The sequence below is a fragment of the Chitinophaga sp. CF418 genome (assembly GCF_900142925.1).
In the GTDB taxonomy this organism is placed as follows: domain Bacteria; phylum Bacteroidota; class Bacteroidia; order Chitinophagales; family Chitinophagaceae; genus Chitinophaga.
Genome location: NZ_FRCN01000010.1, coordinates 154,122 through 172,514, shown reverse-complemented (window position 1 = coordinate 172,514; position 18,393 = coordinate 154,122). Strand labels below are relative to the sequence as shown.

11 protein-coding genes are annotated in these 18,393 nt (G+C 45.8%); 3 read left to right on the top strand and 8 right to left on the bottom strand.

Annotated elements, in window-relative coordinates; all coding sequences use genetic code 11:
- Window positions 1–55: 55 nt before the first annotated feature.
- Together F3I09_RS21750 and F3I09_RS21745 are read right to left on the bottom strand one after the other, a co-directional pair.
- Window positions 56–2,491, bottom strand: coding sequence for a bifunctional YncE family protein/alkaline phosphatase family protein (locus F3I09_RS21750; RefSeq protein WP_149697157.1), 2,436 nt, complete (start codon window positions 2,489–2,491; stop codon window positions 56–58).
- A 78-nt stretch (window positions 2,492–2,569) separates the two neighbouring features.
- Window positions 2,570–2,935 (bottom strand): helix-turn-helix domain-containing protein, encoded by a 366-nt coding sequence (locus tag F3I09_RS21745; RefSeq protein ID WP_149697156.1) that lies wholly within the window; start codon window positions 2,933–2,935, stop codon window positions 2,570–2,572.
- Window positions 2,936–3,109: 174 nt separating this feature from the next.
- Between F3I09_RS21745 and F3I09_RS21740 the strand changes: the two genes are divergently transcribed.
- Window positions 3,110–3,433 (top strand): antibiotic biosynthesis monooxygenase, encoded by a 324-nt coding sequence (locus F3I09_RS21740; protein WP_149697155.1) that lies wholly within the window; start codon window positions 3,110–3,112, stop codon window positions 3,431–3,433.
- 16 nt (window positions 3,434–3,449) lie between these two features.
- Entirely contained in the window at window positions 3,450–3,917 is a 468-nt protein-coding gene (locus F3I09_RS21735) for a group II truncated hemoglobin (RefSeq protein ID WP_149697154.1), read from the top strand.
- Between the two features lie 46 nt (window positions 3,918–3,963).
- On the opposite strand, the gene F3I09_RS21730 is transcribed toward F3I09_RS21735, so the two are convergent.
- The 5 genes from F3I09_RS21730 to F3I09_RS21710 all read right to left on the bottom strand — a co-directional run bounded on the left by F3I09_RS21730 (window position 3,964) and on the right by F3I09_RS21710 (window position 16,225).
- Window positions 3,964–5,703: an alpha-L-arabinofuranosidase gene (locus F3I09_RS21730; RefSeq protein ID WP_149697153.1), complete on the bottom strand. Its 1,740-nt coding sequence runs from the start codon at window positions 5,701–5,703 to the stop codon at window positions 3,964–3,966.
- A 94-nt stretch (window positions 5,704–5,797) separates the two neighbouring features.
- On the bottom strand, window positions 5,798–7,057 hold the full coding sequence (locus F3I09_RS21725) for a glycan-binding surface protein (RefSeq protein WP_149697152.1): 1,260 nt from the start codon (window positions 7,055–7,057) through the stop codon (window positions 5,798–5,800).
- A 17-nt stretch (window positions 7,058–7,074) separates the two neighbouring features.
- A complete protein-coding gene (locus F3I09_RS21720; RefSeq protein ID WP_149697151.1) occupies window positions 7,075–8,718 on the bottom strand; it encodes a RagB/SusD family nutrient uptake outer membrane protein in 1,644 nt (547 codons plus the stop codon).
- A gap of 20 nt (window positions 8,719–8,738) precedes the next feature.
- Window positions 8,739–11,936 (bottom strand): TonB-dependent receptor, encoded by a 3,198-nt coding sequence (locus F3I09_RS21715; protein ID WP_149697150.1) that lies wholly within the window; start codon window positions 11,934–11,936, stop codon window positions 8,739–8,741.
- Window positions 11,937–12,139: 203 nt separating this feature from the next.
- A complete protein-coding gene (locus tag F3I09_RS21710; RefSeq protein ID WP_223233334.1) occupies window positions 12,140–16,225 on the bottom strand; it encodes a hybrid sensor histidine kinase/response regulator transcription factor in 4,086 nt (1,361 codons plus the stop codon).
- 72 nt (window positions 16,226–16,297) lie between these two features.
- Between F3I09_RS21710 and F3I09_RS21705 the strand changes: the two genes are divergently transcribed.
- Window positions 16,298–16,795, top strand: a complete 498-nt coding sequence (locus F3I09_RS21705; protein WP_149697149.1) for a hypothetical protein — start codon at window positions 16,298–16,300, stop codon at window positions 16,793–16,795.
- A gap of 239 nt (window positions 16,796–17,034) precedes the next feature.
- On the opposite strand, the gene F3I09_RS21700 is transcribed toward F3I09_RS21705, so the two are convergent.
- Entirely contained in the window at window positions 17,035–18,381 is a 1,347-nt protein-coding gene (locus F3I09_RS21700) for an ATP/GTP-binding protein (RefSeq protein ID WP_149697148.1), read from the bottom strand.
- Between the last annotated feature and the right edge of the window lie 12 nt (window positions 18,382–18,393).

Below are 18,393 nucleotides of genomic sequence, written 5' to 3'. Positions count from 1 at the left end.
ATGCCCTTATAAGTGCGTTGTGTATACTATTTAATTGGATAGTTATTCTTTAGTATCAATCGTCATCATCATCGTCGCCTTCTTTCTTCACCAGGTTCACAAAAGCGGCCCTTTTAGGCGCCGGGAAAGGAGTGCCTTTCAATCCGCTCCACAATACAGTATTGAATTCCAGGTCGGGTACATTATCTTCTTTGGAAAGATCAAAATGTTCGGAACGGCGTTGCCATTCGTTCACTGCCACATTCTTTTCCCGGAGGTCTACCTGTGCGGCGACTGACCGGAAAGGCGCATGATGTGCATCTGCTGAAAAACAATTCCACATAGGAGTAGCGGCGGCATCGTATTGGCTCATCGGCGGTATACCGAGTATAAGCTCCATGGTACGGAGCATCGAGGTAGTAGAATACATTGTGTGATCCACATATCCCTGTTTTACAAAACCTCCTGCTACATAAGCAGTGCTGCGGTGGGCATCCACATGGTCTGCACCGTTCTGCGCATCATCTTCAATAATGAAAACGGCGCTTTCCTGCCAGATAGCACTTTTACTGAGGTATTCTATAAACAGCCCTACAGCAAGGTCATTATCAGCCACATGCGCCAACGGTGACAACTTGCCTTTGCGTAGTCCTTCCGTGTGATCATTACCCATGCGAACCGTATTAAAACGCGGTACCTGGCCAATAGCCAGCAGTGAGTCAAATTCTTTTCTCCACTGGTAAAAACGGGTAGTATCATATGTATTCATGTCCCAGCCGGTATAATAAGGACAGTAATGATCTTTCAACACCGGGATATTGGGTTTTGAATTATCAGCAAATTCTCCATACGTACGATAGCTGATTCCTGCACGCTTACAATGGTCCCAGATAAACCCTTTAGGAGCATTGGCAATAGCCCGGTTACCTTCTGAGTCATAAGAACCGCCACGGCCACCATAGCTGGTAGGCCATGTTTTCTCAAGATAGTCAGTCGCATAGCCCGCCATACTCCAGTTATGACCATCTGCGCTCACTTCAGCATCTACATAGAAGTTGTCCAGCAGTACAAATTCCCTTGCGAGTTTATGCTGATTAGGAGTAATACGCTCACCGAAAAGCACCAGGCTGGAATCGCCGTTACCTTCTTTCATATCGCCCAGTACCTGGTCATAAGTACGGTTCTCCTTAATGACATAAAAAACATATTTGATAGGAGAGGAGGCGCCTGTTTTCATGGGAACAGGATTACCCGCTTCGCCTGCTGTAACACTCTCTTTCTCTTTGGTATATGGTGTGTTCTTGTATACCTGTTGTGAATAGATGGTCAGCTGTTGATCCGTCGGTTCCTGGATAATGCTCATTGTACCTTTGAACAGGCCTGCGATATACTGCACCTCCTTTGGACGGTTCTTATCTCCCGACTGGTACTCCACATCTTCTTTTTTTCGTAGTGGATTAGGCCCATATGGATTCGCCATTGATGAGAAGCCTTTACCATTGGCCACATATATCTTCTTACCGATCACTTTTACATTGGTAGGATACCAACCCACAGGAATAAATCCTTTGCTCTTGCTGACGCCCGGAGTGCTAACGTCAAATACAGAAAGGCAGTTATTATCTGCATTGGCTATATAGATTGTTTTGCCATTCTCACTCAGCGCCAGGCCATTTGTAGTAGAGCCGTTAGGTGCATTAGGATAAAGCGCAGTATTTAATGTTTCTATAACCACATTTTTGCTCAGGTCTATCACTGAAACGGAGTTGTCGTTGGCATTGGCAACATAGAGGTATTTGCCATTCTTCGACATACAAAGATCATTGGGATTATCTCCCACTTTGATCTCCCCGCTGAAGGTGTTTTGTCTGGTATTGAATAGCAGCACTTTATCACATCCCCAGCAGGTGATATACAGCAGCTTTTTATCGCGGGATAATAAGCAGTTATACCCTTCTCCACCGAGAGATAATTGTTTTGCAATATTCTTCGTGGTAAGGTCTATGACATAGAGGGAGTTGTTTTCCTTTGTCAGCACGTACATTAATTTCCTGCTGTCATCTATCTCAATACCGGAAGGAGAGATCTTTTCAGGCCATTTAGGACCGAGGATAATACTATCCTTTAGCAACAGTTTACCTTCTTGCACAGCGTACTGCAGAATGCGGTTATCATTTCCGCCGGAGGCATACAGGTTATTACCGTCTGCGCTGAACTTCAGTCCGAACCAGCTTTTAGGGATCACCACGGCATCCGTTACCTGTTGTGATTTTACGTCAATGAGCTGTATGCTCTGAACGCTTTGACCATTGTTGGTAACGGCCATGAACTTCTTCGAAGATGAAACAGCAATGTTCAGGGGAAGATCTCCCAATTGTAAATGCTCGCCTACAGGCGTTAGTGACCATCCGTTGGGTAAATGAACAACGCTTGCCTCCAGTTGTGCAGCTGTTTGAGCAAAGCTGGGTGTGACATGTAACAATGCAACAAGAAAAGTAACAATATTCCTCATAGTTTCCAGTTATAAACCAGCAAGTTTGCAAAAATCGATATGGCGGTATGTTAAGTTACTGTTATCCTTTGAAATGACCTATTTATATAACTGTTGATCCTTGATGTAGTCTATACCGTGCTCTTTAAGGTAATTAATACCGTACTCGCTCAAAAACTCAAACAACGGGGATAAAGACTTGCCGGTTGGCGTAATATTATACTGTACGCGGTAAGGTTTTAAGGAAAATACCTTTTTTTCAATGAGCTGATCTCTTTCCAGCTCTTTGAGTTGTTGTACCAGCATTTTCTCTGATATGCCCGGTAAATTATCTCTTATCTCACTGAATCCTCTGTCGTTAAAAATGTTGAGATGTGAAAGGATCAGTATCTTCCATTTGCCGCCAATAAAACTAAGCGTCACATCAACAGGACAGGTATACGTTTTGTTATTTAGTTTGATCATAGGCGTATAAAATTAGATGATAAAACATTTATTGCCGGGCTTACTTTTTGGTAAGTTATTGCCGGAGCCGGTAAAATGTGGCAACTTGAGGCCATGAAAAAGCTATCCCACATTATCATCATTTGTTGCCTGTTTATAACAGCTCAATCCTTTGCACAAACTAAGAAAAAAAATATGGAAGACAACAAAGACTACAGTATTGAAATTATCAGGTACAACATTCCCTCTTCGGAATATGCCGCATTTGAAAAAGCTTATCTTGATGCAGGAAAACTATTAGAGGCATCTCCTTATTGTAAGGGCTATAACATTATCAAGGGAAGCGATGAGCCGGATCATTACATTGTAACCATTTACTGGACATCAGAAGAAGACCATCTGCAGCAATTCCGGAAAAGTGAACAGTTCACCGGATTTTTTCAGCTTGTTAAACCATTTTATAGTAATATCGCTGAGATGAAACATTATCATCCACCATTGGTGAACTGGAAAAGATAATAAGTAACGAACCTATATGAGTAGTATACCCACGCTGTATGAATGGGCCGGAGGAATGCCCGTATTTGAAAAGCTGACAGACCGATTTTATGCCAAAGTACTTCAGGACGAACTGCTGGAACCTGTTTTCAGGCATATGTCCAAAGAGCACCAGCTACATGTAGCCCATTTTATTGCCGAAGTATTTGGCGGTCCTGCATTTTACAGCACCAATGAAGGAAGCCACTTCCGCATGATACAGAAACACATGGGAAAACACCTGACTGAACAGCACCGCAAACAATGGGTGAAGCTATTGGTGGAAACAGCTGATGAACTGGGACTACCGGAAGATCCTGAGTTCAGGTCTGCTTTTATGGCTTACCTGGAATGGGGTACCCGCCTGGCGGTGATGAACTCCAATCTGACCGATGTAAACATGAGTACAGATGAGCCTATGCCTAAGTGGGGATGGGGAGTGCCTGGCGGCCCTTATCAGCCTTAAAGACTAAAGGCCGGCATCGTTGAAACGATACCGGCTTTTGGTATGCCTATTTTTTATCCACAACCAAATTGACGACAGACATAGGCGGCAATGCGATCTTTACGCCATTGCCGGTATTGGCAGCAAATGCCTTCAAAGTCGTGTAAGCGGCGGGACCGCCTGCAACACCTGAAGGGCCTGCGCCATTTATAAATACCTTACGGGAGAAGCCGGTACTGCCTTCTCCACCGTTTAATACATACCAGTAAAAACGGGCGCCGGGGTTGAAATTCTTAAACTTAAGCGTTACATTCTGAGTCATAGCCCCCCGGTTGACCAATGTGACAGATACCTCTCCGGAAGTAAATGTGGATGCATACGCATTGATATTGGCACTGCTGTCAGATACCGTTGCATTGATACATCTGTCACCCAGGAACTTCTGCAGGAAATACTGGTAATAAAAGGCTGGTCGTGGCGACCATTTGGTTTCGCCGGAAGCTGCTTCTCCCTGACTGAAAAGTCCCATATCGTTACCGTTCTCCCAGGCATTGGCAAGGTCCCAGCGACTGGCCATGCCGAACTTGTTCTTCATCAGTTCACCCCACACCATTACTGCATGCATGCCTGTTACCTGCGATACCATCTGCTGCGAGCCGACGGCGAAGATGTTCCACTCAGTCAGCGCTATCGGCTTCATGGTAGCGCCATTGCCGGTGATGGAAGAAGACAGATAGTCGTAGATAGCCTTGGTAACAGTGGTCGCGGAAGCAAGTACCTCTTGCGGATTTGAATTGGTATTATAGGGAGTATAATAGCTGTGTACAATAAAATAATCTGCAGCAGCGCCTGCCTGTTGCAACACGCCGGAGTTCCATTGTTTATCTGTATTGTTTGCCCAAAATGCCGGTTCATGTTCCAGCAGCTGTGCGCCTATATAGATCGTTTTGCCCTTTTCAGCAGCTGCCTTATGCATGGAGTCTGCAAATACCTTATAATGGCGGGCATACAGTTGTCCGCTTATCAGTTCTGATTGTCCGTCTTTATTCTGCGATACATCTATCCTGTAACCTGCCTGCCAGGTGCCATTGCTTTCGTTGCCTATTTCCCAATACTTCGTACGCCCGTTGTCATACCTTACCCAATCAGCAGCCAGGTGCGCGGCAGCAGCAACAGGGTCGGTACCGGTACCATATCTTGCATAGCCGTAATTGACGGTGATGATACCTTCATTGCCTGTCTGCTGTAACATCTTGTAGTAGTTTTCGACAGACAGCGTCCAGCCTTCGGTATTACCTCCGTACCAGTACCCGGGATCTGTCTGGAAACCATCTGCATTCAGGATCTTGGCAGGCGCGTCGGCAGGTGGATTGCCAGGTTGCCTGTTCCAGAAATATACACTGCTGATGTTGCCGCCGGGAAACCTGATAATACCCGGATGCAGCTTGGTCAGATGTTCCATCAGTACCGGCTCTGTCACCATCTGGCTCATGTAGGGATTACTATTATTGCCAAATAGTGCCGGGGAGATCTTCGTCAGTACAACGGAAGCGTCCACATTCACGGTATACTCTGTTGACGCGGGCGGAGTGACCTCGGTATAAGGCGGCACAGTGAAATTCTTTGGCGCCCACTGATCCTGGAAGAATCCTATACTGGCTGCTACAGAAGGGTCATCAGGCTTTACGACCGTTGTTGTATCACCGCCGTTATTTTCATTGTTATATTTTTCGTTGCCGTTCTTGCTGCATGCAGTCGCTATCAATAGTCCCATACATACCGAACAGATAGCTGATATTCTCTTCATCCGCAAAATTTTATTTAGTGATGCTCTTTTTAAGACAGGCCCACAGAATTGCTTCCGCGGACCTGGTCTTTTCCCGGTAACTAACTAACGTCTTCTATTTTATCTTGATAATTCTGAAATTGTCGTAAGCGGCATTATACACATCCACGGGAGCATCTTCTGTTATGAAACGATAGCCGAATGCCACCACACCGCCAGGCTTTAGCAAATCTCCCATAGTAGCAGCGCCTGCGCCTGTCCCTTCTTTGCCATCTGCAGATGTTTTAAAGGCAGCTAAATTGATGGTAACGGTTCTCCATTTATCTTCTGTATCAAATTTGTTATCAGCGGCTCCTGACCAGGGCATGAAGCGGAATGCGTAGTTGTCGCCAAAGCGGATCACATTGATACCGGCAGTCCATGGTTCCTTGGTGTTGATTTCAAACTTCAATGCATAGTTGGATGCCTGTTGTGTCATGATGGCTGCGGTGAACATAGTTGTTATATCAGAGAAATTGCCGGAGCGGCCACCATTCCACCATGCCGGGTCGTTTACACCAACGCCCCCGAAAATATTCTGGAGGTAGCTACCTCTTGTACCCGGGTACAGTGTAGCGTCGTTTGTTCTGTTAGCACCCCACCATGCCCAGTTGAATACCGGTGCTTCTCCTGTTTCACCTGCATTGGTCAGGTTACTGATTACATCACCACTCTCGTGGTCATTCAATGGACCGTCAGACATAGTGGAACCATATTTTGCATGGATAACCAGCCTGCCGGTATCAGTACCCAGGTCTGGCATGATCAGCCCAACCCTGGTGCCGGCTTCGTTGCCAACGAAGTTGGTGATATCTCTACCGCCGGGCAGGGTGATCTTGTCGATCAACCAGAGACTGGATCCATAAATGATCAGGGAATCACCAGGGAGTGCATTTTCGTTTGAAATAACCGCAATGGAAGGCGGTGGTATATCTACTACAAAAGAGTAGGACGTCTCGCCATGAGTGGTCGCAATACGGATCGTATTGGGAACATCCGGATCTGTTGCCTCTGTCGGCGCATTATCCGGTATGGTAATGATCAGGCGTGTATCGGTATTGTATGTTGGATTAAAATAAGCGCTCTTCCCGTTGAAAGCCACCTCGGTAATACCACCCAGGTTCTGACCGGTGATCAGTATAAGCGTACCAGGCAATGCCCTTACAAAGGCGCTGTCCTGTTTAGTAGAATCCAGCAGGGTAACGCTGCTGACAATAGGTACACCTGTATGGCTCTCATCTTTGGAACAGGCTACGAACAGGGAAAGCGCCACCGGCAGGATGCAAAAAAATATCCATTTCATCTTTCTGATAGTGGCTGATATATAGTGAGTCATAACGTTTTCTTTTTTAGTTAAAACTTGTATGGTACCGGTGGTTTTCTCAGATTAGGTGCTGCTGTCATTTCCGCGGCAGGGTAGGGCAATTGGAAATTGCTTTCTGTTACCGGGTAGAATGCAGGCGTATCTGAGGTAACGGTCCAGGAAGTAGCATTGGTGGCTGCATTAGCAACGATCCTGTAAGTGCCCCTGTTCTGGTTATTCAGCATGGTGATCGCTTTTGCCGGATCATAATAATGCAGTCTTACGATGTCATACCATGCCTGTCCTTCCATGGCCAGTTCCAATCTTCTTTCTACATAGATATCATCCCAGGTGATGCTGGTTTTTGTTGGCACTCCGGCTCTTGTACGCACGGCATTAAAATACTGGAGCGCCTTGCTGTCGCCGGTAGAGGGTGAATTACCCAGTATAGCTTCCGCATATATCAGGTATATATCCGCCAGGCGAAGCATATAGGTGTTGATCTCTGTATGTTGCTGTGTAACTTTACCATCATTGTCTTCAGGACGTCCTACCACATATTTTTTCACCCAGGCCCTTGTGTTATATCTTTCGGTACCAACATAGTTCCAGGGTACCTGTAGTTCCTGTATGATCTTTTTACCAGGATTATTAGGATCGTCTACTGACTGATGTATGTAGGAATAGTGGTCGCCAGGGAACATGAATGTACCTTTACGGCGTTTGTCATCAGTCCTGTATAACTGCAGCTGGTCGAGAGATGCACCAAGATCGCCACCCCATCCGTCTCCGAAACCTGTTATTTCAGAACCATAGGCCAGGAATGCCTGTACACTGTTCTGTGTACCCCAGTCGCCATCATATTTCCACTGCAATGCAAAGAGGCTTTCCGGATTGTTGTTGTTCTTCATCAGGAACAGGTCTTCGTAGTTGCTCATCAAAGACGCGCCGCTATTCATGATCACATCATTGGCATACCATGCAGCACTGTCAAGATCTGACTGGTTGCGGGATCCGGAAACACCGGCGCGTGTGAGGAACGCCTTGGCCAGCATACCTTCGGCTGCCCATTTAGTCAAACGTCCCTTCTGTAGTGGTGTAGCAGGCAGATTCTGCGCAGCAAAACGGATATCACGGATAATGAACTCCCATACTGACTCTACCGTGTTCCTGGTAATGGAAGTATCGGTAAGCAGTACGTTATTATCAACAATGATGGGAACAGGGCCCCAGTTCTGTACCAGGTAAGAATAGGCCAGTCCTCTCATAAAACGGCCTTCCGCAATACCTGCCTGTTTAACGGATTCAGGCACGCTGGGGGATGTATATTTAGTAACGTTGTTGATAACCATATTGGACTGGGCTACAACATTGAAGAAGGCAGTCCAGGAGCTGTATACTTCAGGCGTTACATCTGTTGTCTGCATCCTGATATTTTGCACCTGGTAGGATCCTGACATCAGTACACCGGCCCTGCCATCTCCGATACCGTGAGATGCTTTGTCATTATAGGCAAACCACACGATGTTGTACAATGGTGCAGTACCTGCCAGTACCTGGTCGGATGATTTATAAAAGTTCACGTCAACGATCGCATCTTGCGGTGGCCTGTTCAGGAAGTCCTTACTACAGGCTGACAGGGCAATGAGGCATATAAACGTGATCAGGTATTTATTGTAGTTTCTCTTTTTCATGGTGATAGTTTAAAGGCTCATTAAAAATCAACAGCAACACTGGCAGAATATAACCTGGTTAAAGGATAGCGGCCGGCGTCCACACCTATCAGCTGACTGCTTAACTGTACTTCTTTTCCCAGGTAGGCGCCTACCTCAGGATCAAAACCCTTATACTTTGTGAAAGTGGCAAGGTTCTGAACGCCCGCTGACAGCCTGATATTCTTTACAACAGACTGATGGTTGATGAGCGAGTGTGGAAGGGTGTAGCCCAGTTGTACATTTTTGATCCTGATATAGGAGCCGTCTTCCACGTAGAGGTTAGTGAAGCGGTTACCGTTACCATTTACATCGGTACCTACGATCCTGGGCACCTTCGTACCCGGATTCAGCAGCACTGTTTTGCCGCCTTCTTCAGAGAGACGTGCATATCCAAAGGTTTCCTGCAGGAGGTTCCTGCCCAGGTTGATGTTATTGGGGCTGGTATTTTCAAAACGCAGGTAGTTGAAAATATCATTGCCTTGTGTGCCAGTCACCAGTATACTGAGGTCAAATCCTTTATAAGAGAATGTATTGGTGAAACCGAATGTAAACTTAGGCCAGGGATTACCAATGTAGGTCTGGTCACGTGAGTCGATGATCTTGTCGCCGTTGAGGTCTTTATATTTCACATCTCCAACCCATACACCACCATCTTTTGATACCGGCAAGCGGGTACCGTCTGATTGTGCCGGAACAGCGCTGCTGTTGATCTCATCTACTGACTGGAACAGCCCATCTGAAATGTAACCATAGAACTGCCATGGTGCGAGACCTATTGCAGAGCGTGAGGTGAAGTTATTCATATACCAGGCAGACCGGGACAGGAAGGCTGCATCAGAATAGAATTTGGTGATCTTGGTTTTGAAGGATGAGATATTGAAGTTCGTCCTCCAGGTGAAACCGCTTTTGTTATCGATGTTCACAGTGTTCAGCGTAATACCGAAGCCCTTGTTCTGCATTGCACCAATGTTCACTACAGGAGAATTGATGGCGCCTTCACCCTGTGTACCCATATAGGCAGGGAGTGGGTTAGGCATCAGCAGGTTGTCTGTTTTCTTGATATAGAAATCGCCTTCCAGCTGTATCCTGTCTTTCAGTACGCTCAGGTTAAAACCTATGTTCTTTGTTTCGGTAGATTCCCATTTAAGGCCTGCGTTGCCATACTGCCCGGTGCGGAAACCTGCTCCCCATGGAGTAGTAACGGAGCTCAGAGAAGAATACTGTGCGCCTCCGCTGCCGTTATTACCAGTAGTACCAATTTCAGCGCGGATCTTCAGTTCATTGATAAAAGGCAGCTCCTTCATGAAGTTTTCGCCGGTCAGTCGCCAGGCAACAGACACGGAAGGGAAATATCCCCATCTGTTATCTACACCGAAGTTGGACGAACCGTCTGCCCTTCCTGCCAGTTGCAGGATGTATTTATTATCATAGGTGTAGTTGATACGGCCCAGATATGATTCCAGTGCACCTGAATTTTTGTAGCTGCCGGTGGTTTGTCCCAGCGCGTCTCCCAGGTTCAGTGAAGGGATGTCATTGCTGGCAAATCCGATACGTTGTGCAGAGAAGCCCTGGGAGTTCCATGCCTGCGCTTCATGACTGACCATCACGCTGAAGCTGTGTTTACCCATGTCCCTGTTATATTGTAACAGTTCATTCAGGTTCCAGTAAAAGTTCCTTCCGTTGTTGACGCTTAAAGAGGCCTTTTCATTGACATTATACCCTAATTGATAGGTAGGTATGAATTTGCTGCCGTCAGCATATTCAAAGTTGCCATTGAAGCTGGTGCGGAAGGTCAGTCCCTTGATGATATTTACTTCCGCAGTAGCTCCTCCCAGTCCGCCGGTACGTTTATAATCATTGCGTACCAGGCTGGCGATAGCTACGGGATTGAGCGGTGCATATTTTGCGTTGCCGCCGTATTCGTTTTCAGTAGCGCCGCCCCAGCTGCCATCCGGATTCTTCACCGGTATATTGGGCGCCAGGTTAATAGCGTTCCTGATCACGTCCTCACTGGTGGAAGCCAGTTTTTCCTTTGTCTGGTAGAAGCTCAGCGAAGTGCTCAGTTTCAGCCATTTGAAAGCCTGGTTGTCCAGGTTCAGACGGTAAGAGTAGCGGTCGAAGTTGGAGCCAATGGCCACCCCTTCCTGCGAGAAGTACTCGCCCGACATATAATAGGTGGTTTTGTCGGAGCCTCCGCTCAGGTTCACCTGGTGTTTCTGCATAGGAGCTGTTTTGAACAGCGCGTTCTGCCAGTTGGTGCCTTGTCCCAATACACTGGGATTCTGGAATTCCTGATTAGGGGTACGATTCAGCAGTGTCGCAATTTCATTGTTCATTATTGCGAACTGCTGAAGGTTCATGGTGTTGAGGTCATCAGGTCTGTCCTGAAGGGTGTAGAGATAATTGTAGGACAGTTTCACCTGACCGGACTTTCCCCGTTTTGTAGTGATCAGCACAACACCATTGGTGGCACGGGAACCATATATTGCGGTGGCGGAAGGTCCCTGCAGGATGTCGTACGATGCAATGTCTGCCGGATTGATACCTGCCAGTGCATTCACAGAGCTGGTATTACCATAAGAGACGGTGGATGGCTGGATCTGTACTCCGTCCACTACATATAAAGGCTCGTTGGTACCGCTCAGGGTATTGACACCCCGGATATTTACCGAGATCCCTCCCCCCGGCTGACCGGAGTTCTGGGTAACATATACACCAGCTGCGCGGCCCTGGATGGCCTGATCGATGGTCGTATTTATCGTGCGGTCTGCGTCGGCGGCGCTAATGGATACCTGGGCGCTGCTCTGGTCTCTTTTCTTCATTGTACCGTAACCGATCACGACTACGTCATTCAACTTGCGGTAATCGTCTTCTAAGGTGATGCTGACAGTTCCGGAATTGCCGGTTTTAACGTCCCGGGGCATAAATCCCATAGAGGCAATACTGATTACCTGGCCGGGAGCTGCCTGAATAATAAAATGTCCTTTGTCATCAGTTGTGGTTCCTTTTTTTGTTCCTTTAACAATAATAGAGGCGCCCGGAACGGGATTGCCTGTTTCTTTGGAAGTGACTGTGCCGGAGACAGTCCGTTCACTGCCGGATTGATTCTGTGCCCGGGCTGGCATACTTAAAGCCCAAAAGAAGATCATGACCCATACCATCAGGTATGATCTTCCAGTAATACTGGCTCGTTTCATAGCGTGGAGATTAAGTGTTTAAATTAATGCGCGATCTTTTGATTTTGGTTTATCAAATAACGGCATGATGTCCCTCATAACGATAGGATAAAAGTATCGTTATGAGAGGAAAGTGAGGGTCGTACAATGTTTATTAAATAGGATAAAATGTTGCAGCAGGGGTATCAAATGTTACACGGATGGGTATTGCTCTTTGCAGGGGCCTATTTTCTCATGCTGGCGACGTATGCGGACGGCAGCATGTTGTAGGCCATTTTGAAATATTTGGTGAAGTATTTAGGATTGTTAAATCCTACCTCATAGGCCACCTCTGTCACGTTCATTTCTGTTTTGGACAGCAGCTGGGCCGCCTTTTTGAGGCGCACGGTACGAATGAACTCTACCGGCGTCTGTCCTGTGAGGGAGAAAATACGCCTGTATACAGATACCCGGTTCATACAGAGCTCCCTGCTGAGTTCTTCCACGGAAAAACCGGCATTGGAAAGATTCTTTTCCACTATCGCCAGCACCTTCTCCAGGAATTTCTCGTTCGGGGAGGGGACATGCCCTTCACCTGTTGTTTCGGGGGAGCCTATGATGTGTTTCACCAGGGTTTGTCTGGCGAGGAGGTTACGGATCCTGGACAGCATGATCTCGAAGTTGAAAGGTTTCACCATATAATCTGCCGCACCGGTTTCGAGTCCTTTTAACTGCTCTTCTTCCCCCGCCATAGCTGTCAGCAGTATGACAGGGATGTGACGGGTACGGTTGTCATGTTTTATCTTCCCGCACAGTTCAACACCGTCCATGACCGGCATATTGATGTCGCTCACCACCAGATCAGGATGTCCGGATAATGTCTTTTGCCATCCCGCGCCGCCATCGGCAGCTTCTGTAATATTATAATAGGCCTTCAGGTTCTCTTTCAGGTAGAAGCGGAAGTCATCATTGTCTTCTATCAGGAGGATGGTCTGTTTTTCTGTCGCCAATTCATTTAGGTCGTCGGCAGGTAAGGGGAGGACCTCTTCTTCAGGCTTAGCTACAGGTATTGCTGAAGCGACCAGGACAGGTTCGGTTTGAGTGGCCGGTTCGCCGGATGGCTCAAACGGCAGTTTCACAATAAAGCAGCTACCCTTGTTCACCTCACTTTCTACGGTGATAGTTCCACTATTGAGTTTTACGAATTCCTTTGTAATAGCCAGCCCTATACCGCTGCCCCGGTTCACAAAGCCTCCTGGCATATCACTCTGGAAGAATTGTTCAAAGACTTTTTCATGTCTTTCAGGTGGAATACCGATCCCAGTGTCTTTAACCCTTATTTCCAGCCATGTTTTATCGTCAATAGAACTGGCAGTCATCTCGACACTTACGGTGCCTCCCCGGGGCGTAAATTTGAAGGCATTGGATAAAAGGTTGAACAGGATCCGTTCGATCTTATCATGGTCAAAACTGGTATGCAACTGGCTGCAGCTGCTCTGATAGGAGAAATTGATCTGTTTCCTTTCTGCCAGATCTGTAAAGGAGCAGGCAACATCCTTTATAAAACCGGCTATATCTCCCCTGACAGGATCGAGCTTCAGTTCATGCATCTCCATTCTCCGGAAGTCCATCAGCTGGTTGACCAGGTTCAGTAAGCGTTTGGCATTGCGGTAGATCAGCTGGAACTTGTTTTTCTCATCCTGTTCTTTCGTATGCTGGATGATCTCTTCTATGGGCGCCAGTATCAGTGACACCGGCGTGCGGAACTCATGGCTGACGTTTGTAAACAGTTTGATCTTCATCATGTCCAGTTCATGCATGCGTTGCGCTTCTTTTCTTTCCTGCTGGAGTACGAAGCGGGTATGGGCGCGTTTGATCACCCTTCTTCTTAAAAGCAGCAATACTGAAACTACCAATACCAGGTAAATGAGGTAGGCCAGAGGCGTTTTCCAGAACGGTGGCTTGATGCGGATCTTTAATGATATACCCTCCTCATTCCAGTAGCCGTCCTCATTGGCGGCCTTCAATAGCAGGGTATAAGTGCCGGGATTGATATTGGTATAAGTGATACGCCTTGTTTTACCGTCTGTGGTCAGCCATTCCTTGTTAAAGTCCTTCAGCTTGTAGGCATACTGGTTTTTGTCGGTATTGATGAAGTTTAAGGCCGCAAAGTCAATGGAGAAATCATTTTCATTGTATTTCAGCACGATCTCCCTGATTTCCGACAAGGAGGCAGGCAGAATGACGCGGTGCCCCACCTTTTCATTGACCTCAATCGTCTTGTTGGACAACTGTAAACCAGTCAGCACGATGGCCGGCTTATTGGTGTTATGTGACAGCGATGCAGGGTTGAACAGGTTGAATCCATCAGCACCGCCAAAAATAAGCTCACCTGAACGGAGTTTACAGGCGGCGTTAACGTTGAAGGCTTTACCCTGCAGGCCGTCCTTGTCATCATAATTCCGGCAGCTGATGCTCAGCCCTTCAGGCGCCTCCTTTACAGTTACCTTACTAAGTCCATTGGAGGTACTTGCCCAGAGATATCCTTCATTATCTTCCAGTATACCGATGATATTGTTGTCCGGCAGTCCGTCTTTTACAGTAAATGATTTGAATGTCTGTGTGGCTTCATCAAATACATTCAGGCCGGACCGGGTACCTGCCCACATATGTCCATTCCTGTCGTACAGCAGGGAGAACACGTTGTCATTGCTCAGCTGATGGGTGGCGCTCAGATAATGCACAAAGATGCCTTTGGAGTTGTCCAGCACGTCGATACCATAAGCAGTGGCTATCCAGAGATTCCCTTTTTTATCTTCTGCAAAGGCGGTGATGAAGTTGGAATGAACGGAAGCCGGTTGATTTACATTATTATGATAAAATATGCTGTTGCCGGGATCAAACCTGTCTAATCCGCCACCGAGGGTACCTGCCCAGAAATTGTTACGTTTATCTCTGTATATTTTCCAGACAGTCTTGTTGCCAAGGCTGTTGGGATTCTTGTCATTGTGCCGGTAATGCGTGATCCTGCCTTTGTTGAAGTAATCCATTCCTCCGAAATAATATCCGATCCACAGATTGTCGTGTTCATCTACATAAAGGCTGACGATGACATCTTTACTGATGCTGTTCTCATCGGCGGGATTATGCTGATGCCGGGTGAAAGTACCGGCGCTACGATCGTAGTAAATGAGGCCGCCTCCATTGGTGCCGATCCAGATATTTCCCTTTTTGTCTTCGGCAAAACAGTTCACGTCATTGTAGCTGAGGCTCTGTTTATCGGTAAGACTATGTTTGAAGAGGGGAAATTTCAGCATGTTCTCTGTGAAATAGCTGATGCCCCTTTTATAGGTGCCACACCATACGATGCCGAAGTTGTCTTTGTAGAGTGCATAAATGGCATTTTCCGCAACGCTTTTAGGATCTTCTTCCTTATTCAGCAGGAAGCGGGAAGAGAAGTCGCTTTTATTTACAAGGTTGATGCCGCCATGATCCGTTCCTATCCAGATAACGTTTTTGTCATCCTGTACGATGCTGTTGACGATGTCATTATTCAGGGAGCCATTCCGGCTTGACAACTGTCTTATAGTGCCTTTTTCCGGATTCAGGTAGATGACGCCAAAGTCATTCTCCGGCATATATATCCACATATCATCCTGTGCATCTATAAAAAAGCGCAGCGCGGCAGGTTGTTTTTCTATCATAGGGATGATGCGGTCATTGCGGTAAACGATCCTGTTGGTGCCGACATCCAATTTTTCCACCCTGCCGTTGGTGTAGAGGATCACAAGCCTGTTATGCGCATCTTTCTTCAGGTCTGCAACTGGAATGTTGCTGGCGCCGGGAACGAGTATTTTAGTGGCATGCCCTGTACTGTCTACCTTGTACAATCCTCCCCCTGTATAGGAAATCCACCAGCTATTGCCTGTTTGTGCAACACTGTTCACATAGTAGCCTGGCAGTCCCTTCCTGCTCAGCCATTTAGTGGCGTCTGAGAATTGTTCTCTGACAGGATCGTAGATATTATCGCCGTTGCGGGTTTTGATGTATAGCCGGTTATCCGGAGCGGGATAGATGCCCATGATATAGTCATCACTCAGGGAGTTGGAATCCGCCACATTATGGCGAAATATTTTAAAGGAATAACCGTCGTAACGGTTCAATCCGCTCATTGTTCCGAACCACATAAATCCCTTAGCGTCTTTGTATATGTAATTGACCTGGTTGTGGGACAGGCCATTATTGACATTCAAAGAAGAGAACTGGTAAGATGGCTGTTGTGGATAGGCATAGCTCACCAGCAATAACAGTGGAATCAGTAGTAGTTTCATCAACATGGAATAGGCATCTATACTATTATAAAAATACGATATTTTAGCCATGGATTTACTAAAATGCCAGCTATGAAGCCTATTCTTGTCATTTGTACAATATTACTTGCCTTTTCCGCCTGTAAACAGCATAAGGATTCAAATCCTGCTGTTATCGAACTGACTTACCAGCAGGCAGATATACAAAAACAGTTTGATACCTTATACAATCACCAGCAGGCAGATTCCGGAGTATACAGCGGTCTGATAGAACAGGCGCTTGCGATATGTCATGACAGTACAGGCAAGGGAGGGGCTATTACACAGGATGTATTTTCCAGCATGTACTACAATCTGCATAGCAGGCGCTATGATTGTGTTACAACAACTGTTTTCCAGTTGCCTGACGGATCTATTTCGGCGATTGGATTATTTAACCTGACTCCGGGAGATACGATTGCCCCGGATCATGATTTTCCTGTTACCGGAGGGTCTGGTGCGTATCATGATATTTCCGGAACTTATACGCGTAAATACAGGGATGGGGTGTATCATGTAAGATTGAGTTATTATAAGACGGAGCAGCACTGAAATTCCCGGGATATCGGTCCCGGCAATATAGCGATGAACGCCTATTGCCAGTTATTACCTAAAAATTGCAATAACTGATTAGCAAGGCTATAAACCTTGGTGACTTCCCACCTTCACGTGCTACGATTTTCACTTCTACTCTTGGCGTTAATTGGTTGAAGTAACTGAAGTAGTCGTCCTCCCGCATTCCCTCTGCTACAATGATAAATTTACGGTAATCTCTATGTGGTGCCCCCTTTTTATACTCCCTGTTCTTTCTCGGCATACTTATCCCAGTTAAGATCTTTTAAATTAGCCAGAAAAGGAATTGCACCAAACCTGCCGGAAAGATATCCTTTACGGATATCAAGATCGGGTCGCACATTGAAATCACTCAAAGGATAAAAATGGCTTTCACCCTTCTTGTTCTTTTCTGCAAACCAGATTTCATCCTGACGGAACAAGTCGAGATCAAGCAGATTGGATTCATGCGTCGTGAAAATTAATTGTCCTTTTCTATTGGGGAGCTGTTGCAGCTTAGTAACAAAATCTTTCAATAAAGAAGGATGTAAGCTTTGATCAATTTCATCAATAAAAATAGAAATAGGTGCTTTCATTAGCAAATATAACAATGGAATAAAATCAAATAACCTTAGTGTGCCATCTGACTCCTCCATTAATTCAAATTCTATTTTCTCTCCTTTTTCATTTAGATGATATGAAACGATCTTTTTAACAACCGGAATACCATTTTCTATTAAGGCAATGGCATTTCCTGTTGAACCAACCTTGAGCGTTTCTCCGTCCTGGATAGCTCTTAAAACACGATCTCTTTCGTGAATGTTATTTTCTCCAAAATAACTATTTAAAGGAATGGTTCGAACATCAATTTCTTCAATACCAGTCTCGAAACTGGAAATGCTTTCATTAACAAATGTTTTGAAATGCGTACTGCGAAGGAATGATGTTATAAAATCAAAATTTCTCATCTTAGGGAAGACAAAATGAATTTTTTCAGAGAACCATTCAAACGCAGCGGTAATTTCTTTGAACTTATCTTTCGCCAAATGAATAAAAAGATTATTAGGTTTTAAGATGTCTTCTTCATAGAGTTCTACCAGCAGTTTTTCTTTTGGCGATTTAGTATATTTAGAAGCTAACTTAAGTGTTTCTTTTCCTTTGTTATTCGATTTTCGTTCAAAGATAATTTCATCGTCTTTTCTGCCATAATGCAGCATGTATAACCATTCTTCTTTCACTACGCCGGCATGATATGATACACCGTACGCATATCCTGTCTTGTTATTAATAAACTCAACTTCAAGTGTAGTAGATTTCTTTTCATTTTGTCCAAGTCTGAAATAGTTATTAAGAGGAATCAGATCAATGTTTCCTTTTAACACAATGTCATGAAGAAGACGCAATGCGTCAAACAAATTACTTTTGCCAGCCCCATTAGCACCATAGACAACAGCGCTTTTTAGCAATTCGATCTTTGGAAATTTGAAGAGATGGTCCGGATGTCTTCTAATGTCCCCCGCAAGCATGTTGAATTCCGTTTCTTGATTAAAAGAAAGAAAGTTTTCGGCGGTGAATCTTATTAGCATAATGCCTACTTT

What these genes read in the sequence shown, in the direction of transcription:
- F3I09_RS21735 (WP_149697154.1), top strand. Translation starts at nt 3,450, where the DNA reads ATGAGTAGTATACCCACGCTGTATGAATGGGCCGGAGGAATGCCCGTA.
- F3I09_RS21720 (WP_149697151.1), bottom strand. Translation starts at nt 8,718, where the DNA reads ATGAAAAAGAGAAACTACAATAAATACCTGATCACGTTTATATGCCTC.
- F3I09_RS21730 (WP_149697153.1), bottom strand. Translation starts at nt 5,703, where the DNA reads ATGAAGAGAATATCAGCTATCTGTTCGGTATGTATGGGACTATTGATA.
- F3I09_RS21750 (WP_149697157.1), bottom strand. Translation starts at nt 2,491, where the DNA reads ATGAGGAATATTGTTACTTTTCTTGTTGCATTGTTACATGTCACACCC.
- F3I09_RS21745 (WP_149697156.1), bottom strand. Translation starts at nt 2,935, where the DNA reads ATGATCAAACTAAATAACAAAACGTATACCTGTCCTGTTGATGTGACG.
- F3I09_RS21700 (WP_149697148.1), bottom strand. Translation starts at nt 18,381, where the DNA reads ATGCTAATAAGATTCACCGCCGAAAACTTTCTTTCTTTTAATCAAGAA.
- F3I09_RS21715 (WP_149697150.1), bottom strand. Translation starts at nt 11,936, where the DNA reads ATGAAACGAGCCAGTATTACTGGAAGATCATACCTGATGGTATGGGTC.
- F3I09_RS21740 (WP_149697155.1), top strand. Translation starts at nt 3,110, where the DNA reads ATGGAAGACAACAAAGACTACAGTATTGAAATTATCAGGTACAACATT.
- F3I09_RS21710 (WP_223233334.1), bottom strand. Translation starts at nt 16,225, where the DNA reads ATGAAACTACTACTGATTCCACTGTTATTGCTGGTGAGCTATGCCTAT.
- F3I09_RS21725 (WP_149697152.1), bottom strand. Translation starts at nt 7,057, where the DNA reads ATGACTCACTATATATCAGCCACTATCAGAAAGATGAAATGGATATTT.
- F3I09_RS21705 (WP_149697149.1), top strand. Translation starts at nt 16,298, where the DNA reads ATGAAGCCTATTCTTGTCATTTGTACAATATTACTTGCCTTTTCCGCC.